Annotated in this window: 24 protein-coding genes; 17 read left to right on the top strand and 7 right to left on the bottom strand. The window is 69.0% G+C overall.

Annotated elements, in window-relative coordinates; all coding sequences use genetic code 11:
- Positions 1-155: 155 nt before the first annotated feature.
- From R8G01_12000 to R8G01_11920, 17 genes are all read left to right on the top strand, one after another.
- Positions 156-1,043, top strand: coding sequence for a branched-chain amino acid ABC transporter permease (locus R8G01_12000; protein ID MDW3214717.1), 888 nt, complete (start codon positions 156-158; stop codon positions 1,041-1,043).
- 1 nt (position 1,044) lies between these two features.
- On the top strand, positions 1,045-1,962 hold the full coding sequence (locus R8G01_11995) for a branched-chain amino acid ABC transporter permease (GenBank protein ID MDW3214716.1): 918 nt from the start codon (positions 1,045-1,047) through the stop codon (positions 1,960-1,962).
- Complete coding sequence (locus R8G01_11990) at positions 1,959-2,807, top strand: ABC transporter ATP-binding protein (protein ID MDW3214715.1); 849 nt, start codon at positions 1,959-1,961, stop codon at positions 2,805-2,807. The genes R8G01_11995 and R8G01_11990 overlap by 4 nt, the downstream gene beginning before the upstream one ends.
- On the top strand, positions 2,752-3,453 hold the full coding sequence (locus R8G01_11985; GenBank protein MDW3214714.1) for an ABC transporter ATP-binding protein: 702 nt from the start codon (positions 2,752-2,754) through the stop codon (positions 3,451-3,453). The genes R8G01_11990 and R8G01_11985 overlap by 56 nt, the downstream gene beginning before the upstream one ends.
- Positions 3,450-4,361, top strand: a complete 912-nt coding sequence (locus R8G01_11980; protein MDW3214713.1) for an LLM class F420-dependent oxidoreductase — start codon at positions 3,450-3,452, stop codon at positions 4,359-4,361. Before R8G01_11985 ends, R8G01_11980 begins: the two co-directional genes overlap by 4 nt.
- A complete protein-coding gene (locus tag R8G01_11975) occupies positions 4,358-5,896 on the top strand; it encodes an AMP-binding protein (GenBank protein MDW3214712.1) in 1,539 nt (512 codons plus the stop codon). Before R8G01_11980 ends, R8G01_11975 begins: the two co-directional genes overlap by 4 nt.
- Positions 5,893-6,372 carry a nuclear transport factor 2 family protein gene (locus R8G01_11970; GenBank protein MDW3214711.1) on the top strand — a complete coding sequence of 160 codons (480 nt, stop codon included), beginning with the start codon at positions 5,893-5,895 and terminating at the stop codon, positions 6,370-6,372. The genes R8G01_11975 and R8G01_11970 overlap by 4 nt, the downstream gene beginning before the upstream one ends.
- Positions 6,369-7,922: a long-chain-fatty-acid--CoA ligase gene (locus R8G01_11965; protein MDW3214710.1), complete on the top strand. Its 1,554-nt coding sequence runs from the start codon at positions 6,369-6,371 to the stop codon at positions 7,920-7,922. Before R8G01_11970 ends, R8G01_11965 begins: the two co-directional genes overlap by 4 nt.
- Position 7,923: 1 nt before the next feature.
- Positions 7,924-8,979: an alcohol dehydrogenase catalytic domain-containing protein gene (locus R8G01_11960; protein MDW3214709.1), complete on the top strand. Its 1,056-nt coding sequence runs from the start codon at positions 7,924-7,926 to the stop codon at positions 8,977-8,979.
- On the top strand, positions 8,976-9,821 hold the full coding sequence (locus R8G01_11955) for an SDR family oxidoreductase (protein MDW3214708.1): 846 nt from the start codon (positions 8,976-8,978) through the stop codon (positions 9,819-9,821). The genes R8G01_11960 and R8G01_11955 overlap by 4 nt, the downstream gene beginning before the upstream one ends.
- Positions 9,821-10,780: a thiamine pyrophosphate-dependent dehydrogenase E1 component subunit alpha gene (locus tag R8G01_11950; protein ID MDW3214707.1), complete on the top strand. Its 960-nt coding sequence runs from the start codon at positions 9,821-9,823 to the stop codon at positions 10,778-10,780. The genes R8G01_11955 and R8G01_11950 overlap by 1 nt, the downstream gene beginning before the upstream one ends.
- Positions 10,777-11,751, top strand: coding sequence for an alpha-ketoacid dehydrogenase subunit beta (locus R8G01_11945; protein ID MDW3214706.1), 975 nt, complete (start codon positions 10,777-10,779; stop codon positions 11,749-11,751). Before R8G01_11950 ends, R8G01_11945 begins: the two co-directional genes overlap by 4 nt.
- A 57-nt stretch (positions 11,752-11,808) precedes the next feature.
- Entirely contained in the window at positions 11,809-13,062 is a 1,254-nt protein-coding gene (locus tag R8G01_11940) for a dihydrolipoamide acetyltransferase family protein (protein ID MDW3214705.1), read from the top strand.
- A gap of 114 nt (positions 13,063-13,176) precedes the next feature.
- Positions 13,177-14,061 (top strand): LLM class F420-dependent oxidoreductase, encoded by an 885-nt coding sequence (locus tag R8G01_11935; protein MDW3214704.1) that lies wholly within the window; start codon positions 13,177-13,179, stop codon positions 14,059-14,061.
- The gene (locus R8G01_11930) at positions 14,058-15,590 is read left to right on the top strand and encodes an acyl-CoA dehydrogenase family protein (protein MDW3214703.1); all 1,533 of its coding nucleotides are present in this window, start codon (positions 14,058-14,060) and stop codon (positions 15,588-15,590) included. Before R8G01_11935 ends, R8G01_11930 begins: the two co-directional genes overlap by 4 nt.
- Positions 15,591-15,665: 75 nt before the next feature.
- Positions 15,666-17,210: an AMP-binding protein gene (locus R8G01_11925; protein ID MDW3214702.1), complete on the top strand. Its 1,545-nt coding sequence runs from the start codon at positions 15,666-15,668 to the stop codon at positions 17,208-17,210.
- Positions 17,207-18,157, top strand: coding sequence for a nuclear transport factor 2 family protein (locus R8G01_11920; GenBank protein ID MDW3214701.1), 951 nt, complete (start codon positions 17,207-17,209; stop codon positions 18,155-18,157). Before R8G01_11925 ends, R8G01_11920 begins: the two co-directional genes overlap by 4 nt.
- On the opposite strand, the gene R8G01_11915 is transcribed toward R8G01_11920, so the two are convergent.
- From R8G01_11915 to R8G01_11885, 7 genes are read right to left on the bottom strand one after another with little or no spacing between them, the layout of a single operon-like run.
- The gene (locus R8G01_11915) at positions 18,129-18,893 is read right to left on the bottom strand and encodes a class II aldolase/adducin family protein (GenBank protein MDW3214700.1); all 765 of its coding nucleotides are present in this window, start codon (positions 18,891-18,893) and stop codon (positions 18,129-18,131) included. The genes R8G01_11920 and R8G01_11915 overlap by 29 nt on opposite strands.
- The gene (locus R8G01_11910) at positions 18,890-20,128 is read right to left on the bottom strand and encodes an amidohydrolase family protein (GenBank protein ID MDW3214699.1); all 1,239 of its coding nucleotides are present in this window, start codon (positions 20,126-20,128) and stop codon (positions 18,890-18,892) included. Before R8G01_11910 ends, R8G01_11915 begins: the two co-directional genes overlap by 4 nt.
- Complete coding sequence (locus R8G01_11905) at positions 20,125-20,748, bottom strand: nitroreductase family protein (GenBank protein ID MDW3214698.1); 624 nt, start codon at positions 20,746-20,748, stop codon at positions 20,125-20,127. The genes R8G01_11910 and R8G01_11905 overlap by 4 nt, the downstream gene beginning before the upstream one ends.
- The gene (locus R8G01_11900; protein MDW3214697.1) at positions 20,745-21,221 is read right to left on the bottom strand and encodes a nuclear transport factor 2 family protein; all 477 of its coding nucleotides are present in this window, start codon (positions 21,219-21,221) and stop codon (positions 20,745-20,747) included. The genes R8G01_11905 and R8G01_11900 overlap by 4 nt, the downstream gene beginning before the upstream one ends.
- Entirely contained in the window at positions 21,218-22,243 is a 1,026-nt protein-coding gene (locus tag R8G01_11895) for a TIGR03617 family F420-dependent LLM class oxidoreductase (GenBank protein MDW3214696.1), read from the bottom strand. The genes R8G01_11900 and R8G01_11895 overlap by 4 nt, the downstream gene beginning before the upstream one ends.
- Positions 22,240-22,722: a MaoC family dehydratase gene (locus R8G01_11890; protein ID MDW3214695.1), complete on the bottom strand. Its 483-nt coding sequence runs from the start codon at positions 22,720-22,722 to the stop codon at positions 22,240-22,242. Before R8G01_11890 ends, R8G01_11895 begins: the two co-directional genes overlap by 4 nt.
- On the bottom strand, positions 22,719-24,032 hold the full coding sequence (locus R8G01_11885; protein MDW3214694.1) for an acetyl-CoA hydrolase/transferase C-terminal domain-containing protein: 1,314 nt from the start codon (positions 24,030-24,032) through the stop codon (positions 22,719-22,721). The genes R8G01_11890 and R8G01_11885 overlap by 4 nt, the downstream gene beginning before the upstream one ends.
- Positions 24,033-24,042 lie beyond the last annotated feature (10 nt).

Raw genomic sequence — 24,042 nt, 5'->3', positions numbered from 1 at the left:
GCGGATCCCGACCGGGATCCGCCCCTCGTTCGTTTCGGGCTGGGACCGGCCGGCGTCGGCCGGTCAAGATTTGACGGGTGTGGGTGGTCCGCCTACACTAAGCAACCGCTTGGTTGGTTCGTACTCCAACCGGTCGGTGCTACTCGGGGGTGGCGATGACACTGTTCTTCCAACAATTGCTCAACGGGATTGCGCTCGGATCCACCTACGCGCTCTTCGCGTTCGGGTTCGGTCTCGTGTTCGCCACCCTGGGGATCCTCAACGTGGCGCACGGGATGTTCGCCTCGTGGGGCGCCCTGATCGCCCTCTGGTGCGTCGAGAAGTACGACCTGCCGTTCGTCGGTGCCGTGATCGTCGGCATCGTCGGTGCCGGCTTCATCGGGGTCGCCGTCGACCGGTTGGCCTTCAACCCGCTGCGCAAGCGGGGGACCGGCCTGCTCGGCACGATCATCACCAGCATCGGCGTCTCGATCGTGCTCGGCTCCCTCGTCGACCGGTTCACCGATCATCGCTCGAAGCGGTTCCCGAGCGGCACCTTCTCCGAAGAACTCATCAGCGTCGGCAGCCTCGGTCTGCAGTTCATCCAGATCGTCAACATCATCGCCGCCTTCACGCTCGCCGCCGGCCTGTACGTGCTGATGCGCCACACCCGCATCGGATCCGGTATCCGAGCCGTCGGCTACGACCCGAACGCCGCCGCGATCAGCGGCGTCAACTCCGGCCGGATCATCCTCCTCACCGCCTTCCTCGCCGCAGCGATCGCCGGACTGGCCGGCGTCCTGGCCGGCGGAGCCACCAGCAACATCTCGCGCGGCATGGGAGACGGCCTGCTCTTCAAGGGATTCGCCGCCGTCGTCGTCGGTGGGTTCGGCGACGTCCGCGGGACGCTCGCCGGCGGTCTCCTGATCGGTGTCGCTGAGGTGATGGGTGCGCAGTACATCTCGTCGAGCTTCCGTGATGCCATCACGTTCGGTCTCCTGTTCGCCGTCCTCCTCGTACGACCACGTGGTCTGTTCTCGGAGCTCGAGCTGAAGCGGGCCTGACATGATCGCCTTCCTGGAGTTCTTCACCGACTACAAGTCCACCTTCACCTTCGGGCTGATCTACGGATTGTTCGCGCTCTCCACCTATGCGTCGCTGGCGTCGGGAGTGCTGAGCGTGGCGGCGGCGTCGTTCGGCGCCGTCGGTGGATTCACCTACGCCCGCATCCGGCTCGACCACGACCTCGGGCTCGGCCTCGGGCTGCTGATCGGCATCGGGGTCGGCATGGCCACGGCGATCATCCTGTCGTTCGTGCTGTTGCGGCTCGCGAGCCATTACGTGGCGATGGCCACGATCGCGCTCGTGCTGATCACCCGCGTGTTCATCGTCAACCTGCCCGATCTGACCGGTGGCGCGAACGGCATCTCCGTTCCGCGGCAGTCGTCGCTGTGGTCGGTGCTCGCGGTCACGGCGGTGTCGTTGTTCATCTTCTGGCGCTTGGCGAACTCGCGCTACGGCATGGCCGCGGTGACCGTCCGCGAAGATCCGCAGGCCGCGTCGACCCTCGGCGTCGACCCGCGTCACGTGCAGCGGATCGGTCTGCTCCTGAGCGGCGGGATCGGCGGCGTCGCCGGCGTCCTGATGGCCGACCAGCTCCAGTTCATCGGACCCAACACGTTCTACATCGACCTGGCATTCACGATGCTCGCCGCCGTCGTCCTCGGCGGGGCGTACCACTGGTTCGGGGCGATCGTCGGCGCCATGGTGTTCCGCTTCCTGCCGGAACTGCTGTCGGAGTTCATCGACGACGGCCACGAGATCGCGAACGGCATCCTGCTCGTCATCATCATGATCTATCTGCCTCGCGGCATCGTCGATCCGAGGCGCCGCAAACAGCGCGAGCGACCGTTGTGGCCGCCGAGCCGTCGGTCGTCGTCGGGACCCGCGATCGACGAGCAACCCGAGGCGGTGCTGTCATGAGCGCAACCGACGTCACCACGAAGGCTGAGCAGCCGGCACTGTCGGTCGACCGGCTGTCCAAGGCCTTCGGTGGACTCCGGGCCGTCGACAGCCTCTCGTTCGACGTGCCGGCCAACTCGATCTTCGGTCTGCTCGGCCCGAACGGTGCCGGCAAGACCACGGTGCTCAACCTGATCTCCGGCCTGATGAAGGCCGACTCCGGCACCGTCAGCGTGTTTGGTGACAGCGTCGAACGCCTCTCGGCCCATCGTGTGGCAGCGGCCGGGATCGCACGCACCTATCAGAACGTCCGGCTCTTCCCGGGTCTCACCGTGCTCGAGACCGTCGTGACCGGCTCGTACCGTCAGCGATCTTCGCAGCTGTGGCAGTCGGTGCTGTGCCTGCCCTCCGAGCGACGGGAACGTCGCGAGGCGGAGGAGAAGGCGCGAGCCCTGCTCGACCGGGTCGGTGTGACCGCGCCGCCCGAGCGACTCGCCGAGTCGCTGCCGTACGGCGAGCAGCGCCGCGTCGAGATCGCACGTGCACTCGCCACCGATCCCCGCGTCATCATGCTCGACGAGCCCACCGCCGGCATGAACGACGTCGAGTCCGACGCGCTCGGCCAACTGCTCGTGAACCTGCGCGACGAAGGACTCTCCCTCGTCCTCATCGAGCACAACATCAAGCTGGTGCTCAACTTCTGTTCGCATGCGGTCGTCATGAACTTCGGTGAGTTGATCACCGAGGGAACTCCTCGCGAGTGCGTGGAGAACGAAGAAGTCCAGGCCGCCTATTTTGGAAAGCAGTCAGATGCTGAACGTGTCCAAGCTGTGCTCGGGGTACGGGGCGATTCGAGCCCTGACTGACCTCGATCTCGAGCTACCACCACGAGGATTCATCGCCATCATCGGCTCGAACGGCGCGGGCAAGTCGACCGCGCTCAACTCGATCGCCGGACTGCACAAACCGATCTCCGGCAGCGTGCTGCTCGACGGTGAGGACATCGCCGGCATGAAACCGCATGACGTCGTCAAGCGCGGCCTGGCGATCGTTCCGGAGGGGCGCATGGTCGTCGCTCCACTCACCGTCGAGGAGAACCTCGACCTCGCTCGGTTCAACAAGCGTGCCCGCGAGCCGTACCGCAAGACGCTCGACCAGGTCTACGACCTCTTCCCGCGACTCGCCGAGCGGCGCTCCCAGCACGCCGGTCTCCTCAGCGGGGGAGAGCAGCAGATGCTGGCGCTCGGCCGAGCGCTGATGACCCAGCCGCGGGTGCTGCTGCTCGACGAACCGTCGATGGGACTCGCCCCGTCGATCGTCGACCTGGTGTTCGATGCGATCAATCAGATCCGTCAGCTCGATCTCGGCATCGTGCTCGTCGAACAGAACGCCACGCTGGCCCTCGCGATCGCCGATCACGCCTACGTCCTCGAACGGGGTCGGCTCGTCATCGACGGTCCGCCGTCGGTGCTCGCCGACTCGCCTGAGGTCATGGACGCGTACCTCGGATGAGCGCGATGGAGGTCGGCATGGTCCAGATCTTCGACGGCACGCCCGGTCGAGGTCTGGCCCACATCCGCGAATACGCACAGACCACCGAGGAGCTCGGCTTCGGTTCGCTCTGGGTGCCCGACCACGTCGTGTTCTTCGACTCGTACGACTCGAAGTACCCGCACACCGAATCGGGCGAGATCGATTTCCAGGACGACCAGGGCATCCTCGAACCGCTGATGGTGCTGCTCGCCGCGGCCCAGGTCACCGAACGGATCCGGCTCGGCACGTCGATCGACATCCTGACCGAACGCCAACCGATCATCCGCGCCAACGAGCTGACCACCCTCGATGTCGCCAGCAACGGCCGTGTCGAGTACGGCGTCGGCAGCGGCTGGTCGCGCGAGGAGTACGCCGTGCTCGGCCTGGCGTTCGAACGGCGGGGCAAGCGCCTCGACGAATACATCGAGGCGCTGCGCGCCCTGTGGACCGAAGCCCGGCCGAGCTACGACGGCGAGTTCGTGTCGTTCTCCGACGTGGTGTTCATGCCCAAGCCCGTCCAGGGCTCGATCCCGATCGTGATCGGCGGCAACAGCCCGGCTGCGCTGCGGCGCGTCGCCCGCCTCGGCGACGGCTGGCACGGCTGGAACCTGTCGGCCACCGACCTCGCGACGACGCTCGACCAGCTCGACGCCGAGCTCGCCGCCGTCGGCCGAACCCGCGACGACGTCAAGCTCAACATCGGGATCCCGTTCAACGGCTCGCTCGACGAGCTCTCGGCGTACGCCGACGCCTGTCGTGGGCTCGGCATCGACGAACTCGTGATCGCCGCCGGCATCTCCCGCTCGCGTTTCCGCGAGCAACTGCACGACCTCGCCCGAGCGGTCGGCCTCGCCGGCGCCGACACCCCTTCGAAGGAGCATTCATGATCGGACTCTGGAACCTCGCCTCGGCCGACCCCGACCGCACGGCGGTGGTCGAAGCCGGCACCGGCCGCAGCGCCACCCGCGGTGAACTCGCACGCCGCACCAACCAGGTCGTGCATGCGCTGCGTGCGCGCGGGCTCGGGCACGGTTCGGTCGTCGGCGTGATCCTCGACAACGAGATCGCCCACCTCGAGGTGTTCTTCGCCGGGCTCCAGGCCGGGTGGTACGTGGTGCCGATCAACTACCACTTCACCGAGGAGGAGATCGCCTTCATCCTCAACGACAGCGACGCCGAGGCGGTCGTCTGCTCGAGCGACCACGCGGAGGTCGTGGCTGCCGCCGCCGACCGCACGACGATCCCCCGCGAGGCGCGACTCTGCGTCGGCGGTCATGCCGCGTTCGAGGACTACGACGAGGTGATCGGCGCCGCGTCCGGCGAGCTGCCCGACGACCGGACCGCCGGCTGGATGATGACCTACACGTCGGGGACCACCGGGTCGCCGAAGGGCATCAAGCGGCCGCTGAGTGGTATGAACCCCGACGACGTCGGTGAGGTGTGGAGTCTCCCGATGCGCATCTTCGGGATCGACGGCGAAGACCACGTGCACCTCGTGCAGTCGCCGATCTACCACACGGCCGTGCTCGTCTACATGAACGCCTCGGCCCAGTTCGGGCACCAGATCGTCCTGATGAAGCGCTGGGACGCGGAGCAGGCGCTGCAGCTCATCGAGCGCTACGGGGTCACGACGTCGCACATGGTGCCGACCCACTTCCACCGCATGCTCAAACTGCCGGACGCCGTCCGCGAGAAGTACGACCTGTCGAGCGTCCGGTACGCGATCCACGGCGCGGCACCGTGCCCGGTCGAGACCAAGCGGGCAATGATCGACTGGTTCGGTCCGGTGATCTACGAGTACTACGGCGCCTCCGAGGGTGGTGGCACCCAGGTCGGCTCCGACGACTGGCTCGCCCGTCCCGGCACCGTCGGCCGGGCCTGGCCCGGCGCCGAGGTCCGCATCCTCGGTCCCGACGGCGAGGAACTGCCGCGCGGTGACCAGGGTGAGGTCTGGATGATGGCAGGGGCCCTCGACTTCGAGTACCACAAGAACGCAGAACGCACCGCCACGTCGAAGCGAGATGGCTTCTTCACCGTCGGTGACGTGGGGATCATGGACGACGACGGCTACCTGTTCCTGCAGGGCCGGTCGAGCGACATCATCATCTCGGGCGGGGTCAACGTGCATCCGTCCGAGATCGAGAGCGTGCTGATCCAGCACGATGCGGTCGCCGACGTCGCCGTGTTCGGCATCCCCGACCCCGAGTGGGGCGAGCAGATCAAGTCGGTCGTCGAGCTCACGGCCGGCACGGTCGGTGACGACGCACTGCTCGCGGAGCTGGTGGCGTTCTGCCGGTCGCATCTCGCCGCGTACAAGGTGCCGCGTTCGATCGACCTGATCGACGCGTTGCCTCGCGATCCGAACGGCAAGCTCTACAAGCGACTGCTGCGCGACCCGTACTGGGACGACGCCGAGGGATGACGCATCCACCCGAGTCCGACCGGGTGGAGATCACCCGCGTCCTCAACGACTACGCACGAGGCGTCGACGACGGTGACTGGGGCCGAGTGCTCGCGTGCTATCACGGCGACGCCGTCGATGACCACGGTGTGTACCGCGGCGGGCCCGACGGGCTCGTCCGACACTTCGCCGAACAACTCGTTGCGTTCGCCGGCACGCTGCACCTCCTCGGTGCCCCCGACCTCGATGCTGTCGGTCCCGACGAGGTCACCGCACGCACCGCCTGCCTCGCGCTGCACTGGCGTGAACCGGGCTCGAGCGAACGGCACCTCGTCATGGTCGCCGACTACGACGATCGGCTGACACGTCGCGACGGGGCCTGGCGCATCGCCGAGCGGACCGTCCGCGTCCGGCACGCCGAAGAGCTGGCGGTCGCACCGGAGATCTGGCCGCTGGCTCACCTGTTCGCGTCGGCCGACCGTGGCGACAGCCGATGATGCCGACCACGCTCGCCGACATCATCCGCGCCGGCGCCGCCTCGCACCCGGACCGGGTCGCGATCGCCGCCGACGAGCGGTCGGTCACCTATGTCGGCCTCCACGAGCGCTCCAACCGGGCGGCCGGCGTGCTCGCCGGACTCGGCATCGGCCGAGGCGACCGAGTCGCGTTCCTGTCGATGAACCGGATCGAGTATTACGAGCTGATGTTCGGGGCCGCGAAGCTCGGCGCCGCGACGGTCCCGGTCAACTGGCGACTGGCACCCGGCGAGGTCGCCGGAATCCTGTCGGACGCGCAACCGGAGCTGCTGCTCGTCGAACACGATCTGCTCCATCTCGTCGGCGACGCGCACACCGAGCGGCTCGGCGACCGGTTGCTGACCGTCGGTTCGGGTGACGACGGCCCCCGGGACTGGGGCACGTTGGTCGACGCCGGCCCCGATGTCGATCCGAACGCCGATGTCGCCCCGGACGACGTGATGTGGCAGCTCTACACGTCGGGCACGACCGGCAAGCCGAAGGGCGTGATGCTCATGCATCGCAACCTCATCGACATGATCGACGGATTGGCCGATCAGTGGCACTTCGAACCCGGTTGCGTGGTCTACGTGCCGTACCCGTCGTTCCACGCGGTCGGCACCGCGTGGCCGGTGATCACGATGCACCGTGGTGGCACCGTTCTGCTGCGGCGGTCGTTCGACCCGGTCGACTTCGTCCGCAAGGTCGAGTCCGAGCGCGTGACGCTGACGATGATGGTGCCGGCCGTGCTGAACATGGTGCTGTCCGAGCCCGAGGCGCGCGAACGCGACCTGTCGAGCCTGCGCCACATCGTCTACGGCGCCTCGCCGATCTCGCAGGCAGTGCTCAACACCTCGATCGAGTTGATGCCCGGATGCGCCTTCCACCATGCGTACGGGTTGACCGAGTGCACCGGCACGGTCACGACCATGCAGTGGGATGAGCACCGCCCCGGCACCGAGCGCATGAAGTCGTGTGGGCGGCCGATGCCGTGGGTCGAGATGAAGGTCGTCGACCCGTCGACCGGCGACGAGGTCGAACCCCGCACCGTCGGCGAGGTGTGGACACGCAGTCCGAGCGTCATGAAGGGCTACTACGACGCTCCCGAGGCGACGGCAGCGGCGGTCTCCGACGGTTGGTTGCACACGGGCGATGCCGGGTTCCTCGACGAGGACGGCTACCTGTATCTCACCGACCGGGTGACCGACATGATCATCTCCGGGGGCGAGAACATCTACCCGGCCGAGGTCGAGAACGTGCTCTACTCGCATCCGGACATCCGCGAGGCGGCGGTCGTCGGCATCCCCGACGACCGATGGGGCGAGGTCGTGTTCGCCGTCGTCGTCACGAGCGACGACAGCGGACTCGAACCGGATGCCGTGATCGCCTACTGCCGTGAACACCTGGGTCGCTACAAGTGCCCGTCGCGCGTCGTGGTGCGATCGGAGCCGTTGCCGTTGAACCCGACCGGCAAGGTGCTGCGCCGAGAACTGCGGACCCAGTACATCGACCCGAGCTCAGGAGGGAACTGACATGCGAGCTGCCGTGTTCGAAGGACCGGGTGAACTGTCGGTCGACGACATCCCCGACCCGGTCGCCGCGCCGGACGGGATCGTGATCGCCGTCGATGCGTGCGGCATCTGTGGTTCCGACTTGAAGACCTATCGATCCGGTCGTCTCGCCCGACCGGGGCAGGTGCTCGGTCACGAGTTCGTCGGGCGGATCGTCGAGGTCGGGTCCGACGTGCGCGACCTAGCGATCGGCGAGCTGGTCACCGCACTGCCCTACGTGCCGTGCACGGAGTGTGCGCGATGCGCATCCGGTCGCACGTCGCTCTGCGAGACAGCGTTCCGATCGAGCATCGCCAACGGCCTACCCGGCGGCTTCGCCGAGTACCTCCACCTTCCCGGTGCCCGGCGAGACGAGACCGTGTTCGCGCTGCCCGACGACCTGGCCCCGGGAAGCGGAGCGCTCGTCGAACCGCTCGCCGTCGGGGTGCACGCGGTCGAACTGGCGATGGTCGAGCCCGACTCGGTCGTCGTCGTGCTCGGCCTCGGCACCGTCGGACAAGCCGTTGTGCTCGCGCTGCGGGCCGCCGGCGTGCGGCACGTGATCGCGACCGACCTGTCGCCGAAGCGATGTGAGGCGGCACGCTCGGCGGGAGCGACGGTGGTCACCGGGAGCACCGACGACATCATCGCCGCCGTCTCGGCGATCACCGGTCGCGGCGCGTACGGCGCCCCTGCAGCGTGCGACGCGATCATCGACTGTGCCGGCGTCGCCCCGCTGATCACCGGCGTGATGCCCGCCCTGCGCGGCGGTGGCTCGCTCGTGCTGGCAGCGCTGCACGATCAACCGTTCCCCGTCGACGCCACGTCGATCGTGCGGCGCGGCGTGCGCGTCGTCGGCACGTTCGGCTACGACGACGACTTCCGTCGAGCGGCGGCACTGGTCGCGTCGGGCGACGTGTCGGCCGACGATCTGGTGACGCACCGATTCGGTCTCGAACACATCACCGAGGCCTTCGAGGCCCAGGCGGATGCCGGGTCGTCGGTCAAGGTCCTCGTCCAACCCGGAGGTACATCATGAGCACAGGCGCGGACGACCGACTGGTCGTCGTGGTCACCGGGGCGTCCCGGGTCGGCGGCATCGGCCTCGCCATCGCCGAGCGCTTCGTGCGCGAGGGGCACGACGTCGTGGTGTCCGACATCGGGCATCGCCTCGAATCGTTCCCCGACTACGAGGTGCCGCCGCCCGACGCGATCGACCAGGCCGTTTCGTACCTCGCCGACATCGGACCGGGTCGTGCGATCGGCCACCGCTGCGACGTGACCGTCGCCGCCGAGGTCGACGCACTCGCTCAGCGTGCGATCGACGAGTTCGGTCACATCGACGTGTTCGTCAACAACGCCGGCGTGAGCCTCGGGCTGAAGCCGACGGTCGAGGTCACCGACGACGAATGGGATCGCAACATCGGCGTCATGGCGACCGGCACGTTCTACGGCACCCGCGCCGCCGGCCGGCACATGATCGAGCGAGGCAGCGGCTGCATCGTCAACATGTCGAGCCAGGCCGGCAAGACCGGTTGGCCGCTCCTCAGCGCCTACAGCGCCGCGAAGTTCGCGATCATCGGGCTGACGCAGGCGTCTGCCCGTGAGCTCGGCCCGAAGGGCGTGCGCGTCAACGCGGTCTGCCCCGGCACGGTCGACACGCCGCTGCTCGACATCGACGGCGGCCCGATGGACGTGTTCACCAAGCAGAGCGGCGCCACGCGCGACGAGGCCCGTCGCAAGCAGCAACGGCTGATCCCGCTCCGCCGCTTCGCCACGCCGGCGGACATCGCGGACACGGTGTACTTCCTCGCCTCCCCGGCGGCGTCGTTCATCACGGGCGAAGCCATCAACGTCACCGGGGGAGAAGAGGTTCACTGATGGCGACCATCGACGACGTCGGCCTGTCCATGTACCGCGAGATGGTGCGCGGCCAGGCAGCCGAGCAATGGATCCTCCGTCTGATCGACGGCGGCGAGGCGCTCGTGCTGTACCACTCGGCGCGCGGCCAGGAGGGGGTCGCGGTCGGCTCGATCGCTCCGCTCCGTCGTTCCGACTACATGTTCTACGTCCATCGCGGCGTCGGCCAGTTGCTGGCCAAGGGCATCGATCCCGTCGAACTGTTCGGCGACGTGCTCGCCAACACCGCGGGTTCGACCCGAGGGCTCGGTGCCGGCATCGTCCACGTGGTCGACCCGTCGGTCGGCGTGCTCGGTCAGAGCGGCACGGTCGGCGGCACCTTCCCGCTCGCTGCGGGAGCGGCCCTGTCGGCCAAGTATCGCGACTCGGGCCAGGTCGTGCTGTGCATGTTCGGCGACGGCACCGCCAATCGCGGCACGTTCCACGAGTCGGCGAACGCCGCCGGCGCCTGGAAGCTCCCGGTCGTCTGGCTGTGCGAGAACAACGGCTACGCCGTGTCGGTGCCGCAGTCGGCGTCGACGCCGGTCGCCGACCTCGCGACGCGGGCGGCCGGCTACGGCATGCCGGGGGTGATCGTCGACGGACAGGACGCGATCGCGGTGTACGAGGCGGTCGACACCGCGGTACGTCGCGCCCGCGAGGGCGAGGGCCCGACGTTCATCGAGGCCAAGACCGTGCGATTCCGCGGGCACTTCGAGGGCGACCCGCAGAGCTACCGCGGTGACGCCGACACGGCTGCGCTGGAGCGCGATCCGATCACGCTCCTCGCGGACCGACTGATCGAGGCCGGTCTCGCGACCGACGCGAGCCTCGCCGCGCTCGCCGCCGAGGCCGACCGCGAGATGGAGCGGGCCGTCGACGTCGCGCGCGCTGCCCCGGTGCCCGACCGCAGCCGCCTCTTCGAAGGGATCCTGGCATGAGAGAGCTGACCTTCACCCAGGCGATCAACGAGGCGTTGGTCGAGGAGATGGAACGTGACTCGTCGGTCTTCGTGATGGGCGAGGACGTCGCGGCGTTCGGCGGCGTGTTCGGCGTGACCAAAGGGTTGCACGAGACGTTCGGCGACCGGCGCGTGTTCGACACCCCACTGTCGGAGACGTTGATCGTCGGCGCCGCGGTCGGCGCGGCGATCACCGGTCTCCGGCCGGTCGCCGAACTCCAGTACTCCGACTTCCTCGGTATCGCCATGGACGAGATGTACAACAAGGCCGCCAAGTGGAAGTTCATGCACGGCGGGCGTCTGAATGTGCCGATGGTCGTGCGGGCCCCCGAGGGCGCCAAGGGCGGTGCCGGTGCCGAGCACTCGCAATCGCCCGGCGGTCTCTTCCAGAGCGCCTTCGGCATGTACGTGCTGATGCCGACCAACCCGGCCGACGCGAAGGGGCTCCTGAAGTCGGCGATCCGCGACGACAACCCGGTGCTGTTCCTCGAGCACAAGGCGCTGTACTCCAAGCGTGGGCCGGTGCCCGACGGCGAGCACCTGGTGCCGATCGGGGTTGCCGCCACCCCGCGGCGGGGGGACGACGTGACGATCGTGGCGTGGGGCAACCTGGTCCCACGATCGCTCCAGGCAGCCGACGCCCTCGCCGACGAAGGGATCGACGTCGAGGTCATCGACCCGCGCGGCATCCGGCCGCTCGACATCGACACGATCCTGGCATCGGTCGAGAAGACCGGCCGGTTGGTGCTCGTGCACGAGGCGCCGGGCGCCGGCGGCCCCGGTGCCGAGGTGGCCGCCGTCGTCGCCGACCGGATGATCGACGTGCTCGAGGCGCCGGTCCTCCGGGTCACCACCCCGGACACGTACTTCCCGCAGAGCGTGCACCTCGAGCGGCTGATGCTGCCCGGCGTGACCGAGATCGCCGATGCGGTCCGCAAGGTCATGCGCTGACGCTCCCGACCGCACACGAACCATGACGACGACCCCGAACGACGAGGAGATGACCCGATGACGATGCAGGTGCTCTCGATGCCCCGGCTGGGCCAGACGATGGACGCCGGCGTGGTGGTGCGGCTCGCGGTCGAGGTGGGCGACTCGTTCGCGACGGGCGACCTGCTGTACGTCGTCGAGACCGAGAAGGTCGAGATCGACGTCGAGGCCAAGAGTGCCGGCCGGCTCGCTCGATGGGTCGCCGGAGAAGGCGACGAGGTCCCGGTCGGTGAGACGCTCGCCGTGATCACCGCCCCCGACGAGTCGGCACCGTCCGACGACGACGTCGATCGGTTCCTCGCAGGTGGCTCGGCGGTCGCCGACACGCCGTCCACGCCTGCCGCTCCGTCCGGCGAGCACACCGGTCCGGTCACGTCGGGACGAGGTCCGCGCGCGATGCCGCGAGCACGAGCACTGGCTCGCGAGCACGGCATCGACCTGGCGTCGGTCACCGGCACCGGTGACCGCGGCTCGATCACGTCCGCCGACGTCGAACGGCACCTGGCGGCGGCCGACACGAGCGGTGCAGCACTCCCGCCGCCGCCACCTCCGGTGCCCGACTCCATGCCTGCCGCGGCGACCGACGAACACGACGAACAGAACGATGCAGCCGATGACGGCGTCGAGGCGTTGACCGGGCACCGCCGGGCGATGTTCTTCTCCATGGAGAAGAGCTGGACCACGATCCCGCACTTCGTCGAGTCGGTGTGCATCGACGCCGGCGCGCTCCTCGACCGTCGACGGGCGGTAACCGAGGGTCGGCCGACGATCACCGCCTACCTGATCGAGGCGCTCGCCGCCGCCTGCAGCGAGCTCCCGGTCCTGCACGCCGAGATCGTCGGCGCAGGTATCCGCCACCGCGAGTACGTGTCGGTGGCGGTCGCGACCGACACCGAGTTCGGTCTGGTCGCGCCGGTGCTCCGCGACGTCGGTTCGCTCGACGTGGGCGAGATCCACACCCGGCTCCAAGACCTCGCCGAGCGCGCCCGCACCCGCCGCCTCACGATCGACGAGGTCACCGGTGCCGGCGTCACCCTGTCGAGCCTCGGGGCGCACGGCGTCGAGATCGGCACGCCGATCATCCCGCCGGGGCAGACCGCGATGGTGTTCGCCGGTGCCATCAAGGAGCGCGCGGTCGTCGTCGACGGCCAGGTGGTCGCACGCCCCACCATGTGGTTGACGCTCGCCGCCGACCATCGTCTGATCGACGGCGTGACCGCGGCGAAGGCGCTCGACGCCGTTCGGACCGCGCTGGGGGACCCGCGCCGATGATTGAAGCAAACGCTTGGTTGGGTTACCATGGCCCGGTCATACGTGACGACGAGGGCGTGACGGACGCGTGCGAACCCGCACGGCGCCACGCCCCACGAGGAGGGGGACAGCCGCATGCGCTACGGCGTCGTACAGATCGCTGACGGAGTGCCGGGCCGCGGGCTCGACTTCGTCCAGGAGACCGCCGTCGCACTCGAAGAACTCGGGTTCGACAGCTACTGGGCTCCCGACCACGTCGTGTTCTTCGACGAGTTCACGTCGAAGTACCCGCACAGCGACGACGGCACGTTCGGCTTCAAGCAGGACCAGGGTCTGCTCGAGCCGATCATGGTGCTGCAGGCCGCCGCCGCGGTCACCAGCCGGATCCGGGTCGGTACCTCGGTCGAGATCATCACCGAGCGGCACCCGGTCGAACGATCGAAGCACATCACGACGCTCGACCACTTCAGCGACGGCCGCTTCGACTACGGCATCGGCATCGGCTGGCTCCGCGAGGAGTACGAAGCGCTCGGTGTGCCGTGGGAACGCCGAGGCGTCCGGGCCGACGAGTACATCCAGGCGATGAAGGCGCTGTGGACGCAGCGCCGAGCGTCGTTCGACGGCGAGTTCGTCTCGTTCTCCGACGTCGTCGCGTTCCCCAAGCCGGTCCAGACCCCGCACCCGCCGGTGCTCGTCGGCGGGATCACCCGCGGCGCGCTCCGCCGGTCGGCCGTCCACGGCGACGGTTGGTACGGCTGGAAGCTCACGGTCGACGAACTCGCCGATGCGCTGGTGATCCTCGACGAGGAACTCGCCGCAGCCGGACGCACCCGTGACGGGTTCCGCGTCGTCCTCGGCATGCCCCACCACGGGGACCACGACGGTCTCGCCGACTACGTGGCCGAGGTCGGGGCGCTCGGCGTCGACGAGTTCGTGCTCGGTCTGTCGATCCCGCGCTCGGGTGTCCGCACGTTCCTCGAGAGCTACGCGACGACGTTGTCGGTGACGGCCCCGACGTGAACGTGCTCGGCCTGACCCCCGACGAAGTGGCGATCGCCGAACGCGTCGATGCGGTCGCGGTCGAACACCTCCTGCCGATCGCGGAACGATTCGGGGAGCGTCACGAGATCTCCCGTGAACTGCTCGAGACGATGGCCGACCACGGTCTGCTCGGCCTCAACATCTCGGCCGAGTACGGCGGAGCCGGTGGTGACCACCGGTACTCGACGTTGCTGTGCATCCTCCGCGAGCACCTCGGCTACCGCGACCCGGGCGTCGACTTCACGTTCGGGCTCCAGGGCCTCGGCACGGTCGCGATCGTCCGCCACGGCACCGACGAGCAGCGCTCCGAGTTCCTCCCGGACCTCGTCGCCGGGCGGCGGGTGTACGCGTTCGCGGTCACCGAACCGCAGGCCGGTTCCGACGTCCGCGGCATGACCACCAACGCCGTGCTCGACGGCGACGTCTACCGTGTCACGGGGACCAAGACGTACATCTCCGGTGCGCCCGACGCCGATGTCGTCGTGCTCGTCACCCGGACCGGCGAGGCGAACGGTCGGCCGTCGTACACGGCCTTCCTGCTCGACCCGGCCGCCGACGGCGTGACGATCCGCTCCGACATCGAGCTCGCGGCGCCGCACTCGATCGGCACGATCGTGCTCGACGATGTCGTGATCCCGGCCGATCGGATGATCGGTGTGGAGGGTGAGGGTCTCAAGGTCGCGCTCGGCACCCTCGAGGTGTACCGGCCGTCGGTCGGGGCCCTCGCCGTCGGCATGACACAGCGAGCCTTCGACCTGGCGCTCGACGTCGCGACCAACCGGTCGGTCTCTCGCGGCCTGCTCGGCGATCTCGAGGCGATCCGCCTGAAGCTCGCCCGCATGTGGGCCGACGCCACGATCGGCCGTGGCCTCGTCTACCGTGCCGCAGCGCTCCGCGACGCGCAGCAGAACTCGGTCCGCGAGGCCGCGATCTCGAAACTGTTCGCGACGGAGGCTGCGTGTCGTGCGATCTATGAGTCGCAACAGATCCACGGGGCCCGCGGGGTCACCGTCGGGCGGCCGATCGAATCGCTCGCCCGGCACGCACGGCAGGCAACGATCTACGAGGGCACCTCGGAGATCCAACGGTCGATCATCGCTCGCGCCGAACTGGCCGCCGAGCCGGTCGAGCGGGTCGGCGACGGCCTCGACCCGGTGCGCGATGCGATCGACCGACTTCGTGCCTCGCCGGTGGGTGCCGAACTGCTCGCCGAACAGGCGGGGGCGTTCCGACTGGCCGACGCCTGCATCGCGCTCGACGGGGCGGCCCTGATGGCCGAACAGCTCGAGTTGCTGACCGACGCCGATGACCCCGGTGTCGCCCGGGCCCGGTGCGTCGCCGAGATCGCCCGCACCGACGCCGTCGACACCGCGACGTCGCTGCTCGTCGACATGCGCCGCCGCGGCGGCACCGACGCGGTGGTCGACGACGACCTCGCCGCCGTCCGTGCGATCGAGGTCTCGTCGGTCGACGATCGGCTGCTCGAACTGGCCGGACTGCTGTGGTGAGCGCGACGATGCACACCGAACCGACCGAACCGACCGAACCGACCGAACCGACCGAACCGACCCTGGAGGTACCCCGTGGCCACGACGCTCGGTGAACTGTTCATCGCCGCCTGCGAGCGGTACGGCGATCGCCCGGCGCTCGTCGGACGCGACGGCACCCGCACGTATCGCGAACTCCTCGACCACGGCACACGGCTCGCCAACGCGCTCCGCGATGCCGGATTGCAGCCCGGCGATCACGTCGCGGCGTTGCTCGAGGACCGGGTCGCGGCGTTCGAGGTGTACGTCGGGTGCGCCATCGGCGGATTCCCGATCGTGCACGTCAACGACCGTCTCGTCGCACGTGAGGTCGACTACATCCTCCGCGACTCCGACACGGTGGCCCTCGTGCACACCGACGGTCGCAACGAACTCATCGACTCGCTCGAATCCCGCCCCGAGCTCCGCACCGTGATCACCATCGGTGATCAGCCGGCGGCCGGCGCATCGAACTACGACGACCTGCTCGCTGCCGCCTCGACGACGATCGTCGACCCGAACCGCGCGCCGGACGACCTGGCGATCCTCGGCTACACGTCGGGGACGACCGGGTTCCCCAAGGGAGCGATGGCGAGCCATCGAGCCGTGGTCAACTGCATCAAGCTGATCCCGTTCGCCTACCGATTGCCGATGTACGGTCGATGCGCGTTCACCGGCACCCTGTCGTTCGTCAGTGGCATCTGGGGTGTCATCATCCCGCACCTCTACGTCGGCGGCACGGTGACGTTCCTGGTGCCCTACACCGTCGAGTCGTGGGTCGATCACATGATCGACGACCGCTCCACGTTCACCTACGCGCCGTCGCCGCTGGTGCCCGGCTTCATCGCCGAGGCCCGCAAACGCCCCGAGGTGCTCGACCATCTCGAATCCGTGCTGCACTCGGCGTCACCGCTACCGGCGAGTCAGGCACGTGAGCTCGTCGAGGTGATCGGCGAACGCTACGTCGAGGTCTGGGGCATGACCGAGACCGTCGCCCCGCTGACGGTGACCGCACGCGAAGACTGGCGCGGCGGGTCGTCGGCCGACGACATCTTCGCGTCGGTCGGTCGCGCCCTGCCGACCGCATCGATCCGGATCGTCGACGCCGATCGCAACACGCTGCCGCCCGGCGAGACGGGCGAGCTCGCGGTGCGTGCCGACACGATGTTCTCCGGCTACTACGGCAACCCGTCCAAGACGGCCGAGGTGTTGGTCGACGGCGAGTACTTCACCGGTGACGTCGGGCGGATCGACGAGGCGGGTTACGTCTACATCACCGACCGAGCCAAGGACATGATCATCAGCGGTGGCATGAACGTGTACCCGGCCGAGGTCGAGGCCGTGCTCGTCGGCCTCCCCGGCGTCGAGCAGGTCGCAGTGATCGGGACCCCCGACGAGCGTTGGGGTGAGGCGGTCACCGCGGTCGTCGTCCGGGCTCCCGACTCCGAGCTCACCGCCGCCGAACTGATCGACGCCTCCCGGCAGCAGCTGGCGAGCTACAAGAAGCCGACGCGGGTCGAGTTCGTCGACGAGCTCCCTCGCAACGCCGGTCTCAAGGTGCAGAAGCACGTGCTCCGCGACCAGTTCGGTGCGGCCGAATGAGCGGCGCGGCCGTCGTGGCGGCCGAGCGGTTCATCGACGCACTCGATCGCAACGACGTCGACGAACTCCTGCCGCTGTGCGACCCGAACGGCTCCTGGTGGGTCGACACCGGGCTCGATCGCGCCGCCGGTGTCCAGGGCGTCGACCCGGGACAGGACCGCCCGTGGCCGCTGCACGGCACGATGCCGCTCGGCGAGAAGCTCGAACTCCTCCGAGGGCTGCGGACGAGATTCCCCGACGGTTGCCGTCAGCGCCGGTGGCATTCGTTCGGTGACGACCGGCGTGCGGTCGTCGAGGTCGAAGGCGATGGCGTGTTCGCGAACGGCGGGCGCTATGCCAATCGCTACGCGTTCGCGATCGAGACCCGCGACGGCCTCGTCGTGAGGGTGCACGAGTACCTCGACACCGCACATGCCGCCGACGTCTTCTCCGGCCGACACCTCGACCGCCGCACCACCGCGACGGAACCCACCCCGGTGGTCGTCGAGGCGGACCCGCCCGGAGCGCAGATCGGACTCGACTTCGTCGGGGCGATCTCGGCCGCCAGCCCCGACCGACTCGCGGCGATCACCAGGCCGGACGCGATCTGGTGGGCCGACTCCGGCCCGAACCGAGAGCCCGGTCGGTTCGACGCCGAACCGCGTGGCGGTGACCGTGTGCCGCTCTGGGGTCAAGCCGTGCTCGCCGACCGAGCCAAGCACCTTCCCGGCCTGATCGCGACGTTCGAAGGCGGCTGGGCGCTGCACCCGCAGTGGATCACCGCCGGCGACACGTCGGTCGCGGTCGAGGCCGCGAGCCACGGTGTTCGCGGCGACGGTTCGACGTATCAGAACCGGTACTGCTTCGTGCTCGACCTCGTCGAGGGGCAGGTGGCGGCGGTGCGCGAGTACTGCGACACGCTGCACGCGTTCGACTTCTTCAACACCCGTCCACGTCCGACGGGCTGAGCGCCGGATCGAGCCGGAGCTCGCGACGGACCGCGAACTCCCACGCCGGGGTACGCCGTCCACTCGCGACCTCGCGGCGGACGTACTCGACGGTGTCCGCGGCGAGCGGCTCGGCGTCGGGTGCGATCGAACGCACCTCCCACGCCCGTCGGCAGCGCCACTCCAGCGTGACCGCTCGGAGGTGGGCCTCCTGGACCGACGCCCCCGTCACGAGCACACCGTGGTTGGCGAGCAGCATCGAGGACGCGTCGTCCAATGCGTCGACGGCAGCCGACGCGTTGATCGGCTGATCGACCGACCCGGTGTACTCGTCGAGCAGCACGAGATCGTCGCCGACGGTGGCGCCGGTCTGGTCGAAGATCGGCGGGACCAGTTTGGCGTCGGCCCACACGGTCGCCCACCGCGGGTGGTTGTGGATCGAGACGATCACGTCGTCGCGACGAGCGAGGAGTTCGAGGTGGAGCCGGGTCGCCGGTGACACCGTCCAGTCGCCGGCGAGGACGTTGCCGTCGAGATCGATCCGCATGACGTCGGCCGGTGTCAGCTCGTCCCATCCGCATTCGAACGGATTCGCGAGCAGCGTGCCGCCGGGTTGGCGGTACACGAAGTGACCGAGACCCTCGTCGTCGTAGCCGGCCCGGTGGAGCGCCCTGGCCAGCAGCGCGAACTCGAGTTCGGGACGAAGTTCGGGCAGCCGCCGACGACCGATGACCGGCTCGGCGATGCGGTGCCTCACGGCAGCGAACAGCGGTAGACGTCGAGCGCGTTGCGGTGCGTGATCAACTCGATGTCGTGCGGGTCGAGTCCGCCGAGCTGGTCGTCGACGACGTCCTGGCACTCGGGCCACGACGAATCCGGGTGCGGGTAGTCGACCTCGAGCATGACGCGGTCGGCGCCGATCGTGTCGATGACGCCGAACGTGGCCGGGTCCCAGATGCTCGTGTACCAGAAGGTGCGCTTGAGCACGTCGCTCGGCCGTCCGTCGGCCATGTCCCAGTCGTCGCGCAGGGTGATCGAGTCGCGGTACCGGTCGACCCAGTCGAGGCGGTCGATCAGCCCGGGCACCCAACCGATGCCGCTCTCGGACAGGACGATCTTCAGGTTCGGGTGTCGGAGGGTGACGCGGGAGAAGAGCCAGTCGGTGGTGGCGAGCATCGAGTTCATGCCGAACAGTGCATTGGTGACGCTGTGGGGCGAATCGCTCGACGGCTGGGCGATCTCCGACGACGAACCGACGTGCAGGTTGATCGTCGTGTCGGTGTCGGCGCAGGCCTGGAAGAACGGCTCCCAGTACCCGGAGTGGATCGACGGGAGCCCGAGCTTCTCGGGGTTCTCGCAGAACGACACGCACGTCGAGCCGCGGGCGGCGTTGCGGTGGATCTCCTGCGCCGCGACCTCCGCGTCGCGGAGCCAGGGGAGTTGGCACGCGATGAAGCGGCCGGGATGCGCGCCGCACCAGGCCTCGATCATCCAGTCGTTGTAGGCCCGCAGGCAGGCGAGGCCGAGTTCGGCGTCGGGCATCGCGGAGAACACGCGACCGCAGAATCCCCAGATCGCGGATGGGAAGTTCAGCGACAGCGCGATGCCGGCGACGTCCATGTCGCGCACCCGGGCATCGACGTCCCAGCCGCCGCGGCGGAGTTCGTCGTAGCGAGCCGGTTCGCCGCCCCACTCCGACGTGGCGCGCCCCATCGCGACGTTCCAATCGCGGATCGCTTCGGGCTTGCCGTCGATCAGCCAGTACTGCCCACCGTCGTCACCCTCGATCACCCGCGGCGCGTCGTCGGCGAACTTGCTCGGGACCCGACCGACGAACAGGTCGGGCGGTTCGAGGACGTGGTCGTCGGCGGAGATGATCGTGTGGCGAGGCGGAGCGACGACCGGCTCCGGGAGGAACGACCGCTGCCGATCGGGGTCGCGGGACCCGCCCTCGTGGACGGCTTCCAGCGTGTTCGAACTCGAGCTGGTCATGGTGTCTCCTCGATGTGGTTCCAGTGCAGGACGTCGGCGACGGGACGCCGACGGAGCGGCTTGAACGGCGTGGTCGGCCACCCGACCGGGATGGTGACGCCGACCGATACACCGTCGGGGAGTGCCAGCACGTCGCGGATCGCCGCGTCCGCGTGGATGTGCAGGGTCGTGAATGCAGCGCCCAGCCCGCGGGCCCTCGCCGCGAGCAACAGGTTCTGTGACGCGGTGTACACCGCGCTCAGCACCATGTCCTCCGCGTCGAAATCGCGGCCGTAATCGGTGGCACGGCCACACACGAACACGACGGCCGGCGCAGTTCCGATCGACCGGATCAGCGCGGCGGCGCTGCGGTACATCTTGCGCTGCGCCTCGGTGTCGAGACGTTCGGCCGCGGCGTCGACCTCGGCCGCGCGCGGTTCGAGCAGGGCGCCGATGCGCGCACGCGGCTCCGGGTCGTCGACGACGACGAACTCCCACGGTTGCGTGTTGCGCGGGCTCGGTGCCCAGGTCGCCGCTTCGACGATCTCGGTGAGGAGGGCGCGGTCGACGGGGCGGTCGAGGAAGCTGCGCGTCGCCCGCGCCGTCGCCATGATCTCGTCGAGGTCGAGGAGCTCGGTCACCTGACGACCTCGCGATCGATCATCTGGAACGGGCCCTGTTCGCCCTCGGGGACCGTGAAGCCGCGCCATCCGGCGGCACGGATCGCCCGCGTGCCGAAACGCCACCCGTCGTCACACCGGACGACGACATCGAGGTACCGACCCCAGACCTCGACCTGAGACCCGTCATGGAACTGGTGCCATGCGTAGATCGACGACTGCACGTTGACCGCGCCGTCCTCGTCGACGTCGATCATCACGTTCGACAGGTGGTGGCTCGTGCCGCTGTAGGCGCGGAACCGGTCGTGGAAGAACGTCGCGAGCGAGTCGGCGCCGGAGATGCTCCGGCCGTGGCCGTAGTCGATCTCGGCGTCATCGGCGAACAGGTCGACCAGCTCGTCGACCCGCGCCCGATCGACCAGATCGCAGTACCGGTACTGGAGGCGTTCGATCGATCGTCGATCGTCGTCGGACAGCTGGTCGCGTGTGTTCACGTCGGGTGCTCCGTTCGTTCGAAGTCGGCGGCGATGGCTCGGAGGCGGTCGAGGTCGTCGGCGGGCCAACCGAAGTACGACGACACCCGGTCGATGCGGTCGCCGAGACGATCGCGAACGAGGCGGGGCATGTCCTCGGGCGACCCGATGAAGGCGACGTGGGCGAGCAGGTCGTCACCGATCAGGCCGCTCATCTCGCCCCACCGCTGCTCGCGAGAGAGCGCCTGGAGTTCGGGCTGCAGGTCGCCGAAGCCGATCGGGTCGAGGATCCGCCGGTACGCCGGCGTCGAGGCGTAGAACGCGACCTGTTCCTTGGTCTTGGCGACCTCGCCGGCGATCGTCTCGTCGTCGTCGCCCATCGCCATGAACAGCGGACACGACAGCGTGATGTCCGAGCGGGAGCGACCCGACTCGGCGAGGCCGACGTCGAGAGCGGGAAGGCCGACGTCGTCGAGGTACGCGGGATGTACCATGCCGTGCAGGATCGCGACGTCGCACGAACCCCCGGCGAGCTGCATCATCCGTGGCCCCACCGCGGCGATGCCGATCGGGATCTCGTGCTCGTGGTGCGGCGGGGTGAACACCGGCGACATCAGGGTGTGGCGGTACAACTCGCCTTCGAATCGGAGTCGCGAGCCGTCGCGCCAGGCCGTGAAGATGGCGCGGAGCGCCTCGATGTACTCGGCCATCCGGTCGACCGGTGAACTCCACGGCATCGAGAAGCGACGCGTGATGTGTGCCTCGATCTGGGTGCCGAGCCCGAGGACGAAGCGGCCCTCGGTCGCCGCTGCCAGGTCCCACGCCGCGTACGCCGTCGTCATCGGATTGCGGGCGAACGCGACGGCGATCGCCGTGCCGACCTCGACGCGCTCGGTCGTGAGCGCCGCCGCCATCGACTGGAGGAAGGCGTCGGTGACGCTCTCGGTCGCCCAGACACCGCTGAACCCGGCGTCCTCGGCCCATCGGGCGTCGTCGGCGGCCCGGGTGGAGGTGTGGCCGATCAGGCTGTGGTCGAGCTTCATGACGCGGACTGGGCCTCCTCGTCGAACCACACGAGAGCGGATCGCTGCGCGGTGCACACGATGTCGCCGGTCTGGTTGCGGGCGCGATGTTCGAACGTGACGATGCCCTGACCCTCGCGCGACTTCGACGGCCGCTTGGCGATGATCTCGGTCTCGGCGTACAGCGTGTCGCCGATGAACACCGGTCGGGGGAAACCGATCTCCCCGAAGCCCAGGTTGGCGATCGTCGTGCCCTCGGTCGTGTCGCCGACGCTCAGGCCGGCGGCGATCGACAGCGTCATCAGACTGTTGACGAGCCGCTGCCCGAACTCGCTCTGGGCGGCGACTTCGGCGTCGAGGTGGAGGCTCTGGGTGTTCATGGTCAGCGTCGTGAAGAGCGTGTTGTCGGTCTCGGTGATCGTGCGGCCCGGCTTGTGCTTGAACACGTCGCCGATCTCGTACTCGTCGTAGTAGCGGCCTCGGCGTTCGAACACTCTCATGTGGGGATCTCCTGGTGGTCGGCTGGGTGGTCGGCTGGGTGGTCGGCCGGATGGTCGGCTGACTCGGTGGCGAAGGAGGGGTCGCAGATCGCCAGCAACGCCGCTCGGCGCTCGGCGAGGCTGCGCCCGCGCAGGTCGGCGACGCCGTGTTCGGTCACGACGATGTCGGCGGTGCTCCGCGGCACGGTGACGACATCGCCCGGCGGGAAGGTTTCGACGATCCGACTGTGCCGCCCGTCGCGGGTGGTCGACGCCATGGCGATGATGCGCAGGCCGCCGTCGGACGCGAACGCGGCCTCGCTGTAGTCGACGCTGCCGCCGATCCCCGAGATCTGGCGACCGTTGACCGTCTCGGCGTTGATCTGGCCGGTGAGGTCGAGGGCGATCGCCGAGTTGATGCTCACGAACCGCGGCACGTGGCCCAACACGAGCGGGTTGTGCGAGATCGACGACTCGGTCACGGCGACGAGTGGGTTGTCGTGGGCGAAGCGCATGAGTTCGGGCCCGCCCATCAGTTCGGCGACCGAGATGCACGCGTCCGGGTGCACGGCATCGGCATCGAGCCGACCGGCTTCGGCAACCGCGACGATCGAGTCGGTCACCATGCCGGCGAAGCGCAGCGGACCGAGGTCGATGTCGGCCAGTTCCGCCGTGACCGCCTCGGGGATCGCCCCGATGCCGAGCTGCAGGGTTGGACGCTCCGGCAGCAGCGTGCAGATGTGTCGCGCGATCGCCCGGCTGGTCGCATCGGGCACCCCGGCCTCGTACACCGGCATCGGCGACTGGGAGTCGACGGTCGCGGTGATCAGCGACTCGTGGATCATGGCGCCGTTGGTGCGGGGGACGTCCGGGTCGATCTCGGCGATCACGATCGGGGTGAAGTGGGCGCTCGGGTGCGGGTAGCTCGCCGACGGCCCGAGGCTGTGGAAGCCATCGGCATCGGCCGGCGACACCCTGATCAGCGTCACGTTGGCCTGCCACCCGCGGATCAACCGCGGCACGTCGGACGCGCGAGCGGGGACGTAGTCGACGACACCCGATGCCAACTGATCGCGGAGGGGGCCGGCGACGTGCCAGGTCAGGTACCGGAACGTGGTGGTGTCGACCTGCCCGAGGAAGGGGTAGCCGTCGATCTGGAGGCCCGACATCAGGGTCAGCGGGACCTGGTGTGACCGCCGGGCGAGCAGCTCCAGCAACGTGCTCGGCGAGCCGCACCCGGGCGACGCGACCACTCGGCTGCCGGCCGGGAGGAGGTCGGACAGGGTCGTCGTGGCGTCGACGACCACGTGCTTCGAGCCTCCTGTCCCCACCGGCGGGACG

The organism is Ilumatobacteraceae bacterium, assembly GCA_033344875.1.
Classification (GTDB): Bacteria; Actinomycetota; Acidimicrobiia; order Acidimicrobiales; family Ilumatobacteraceae; genus Ilumatobacter.
This window is presented reverse-complemented; position numbering and strand designations above follow the sequence as displayed.